Genomic DNA, 518 nt, shown 5'->3' with positions numbered 1-518 from the left:
TCCAATATTTGCAGAACAATGCATTGGAAAAATACCACGTTCTGGCAAAATGTAGTTCATTATACTAAACATTGATTTTTTCATCTCTCCAGCATATTGCGTACCTCCAATCAAAACAATTTTTCTTGTTAAATCAACTAGGATAAAGACATTAGTTCGGGTTCCATCGATTTTTGGAACTGCTTCAAAGTCATTAATACACAATATAGTAAAATCAGGTTCATGATTTTCTAACTCTTCATTTGTAGGTCGAATAAACAAGTTTCTTCCAAACAAATTTTGCCAAACACGATCATTTATCACTCTAATTGGCAAACGATTTTCTGGATCAGAACCTACAAAACCATCAAAAATAAAAAGTTCCTTATTTTCAACAAAGCTTTTCATTTTTTCGAGAAGTTTCTCAAATTTATCACTTGGAAATTGATGATTAATCTTTCCCCAATCAATTGTATCATGAGTTTTGTCATCATATACGATAAAGCGGTCATCAGGAGATCTACCAGTATATTTTCCAG

At 31.9% G+C, this 518-nt stretch carries 1 protein-coding gene; it reads right to left on the bottom strand.

Annotated features, from left to right (window positions below):
• The coding region (locus V3W49_RS23090; RefSeq protein WP_500148322.1) for a phosphoenolpyruvate carboxykinase (ATP) at positions 1-518 on the bottom strand (518 nt) is incomplete at both ends.

This window comes from Rosenbergiella sp. YN46 (assembly GCF_036620675.1).
Taxonomy (GTDB): domain Bacteria; phylum Pseudomonadota; class Gammaproteobacteria; order Enterobacterales; family Enterobacteriaceae; genus Jejubacter.
The sequence above is the reverse complement of the archived record's forward strand: the minus strand, read 5'-3'. Positions and strand labels throughout refer to the sequence as shown.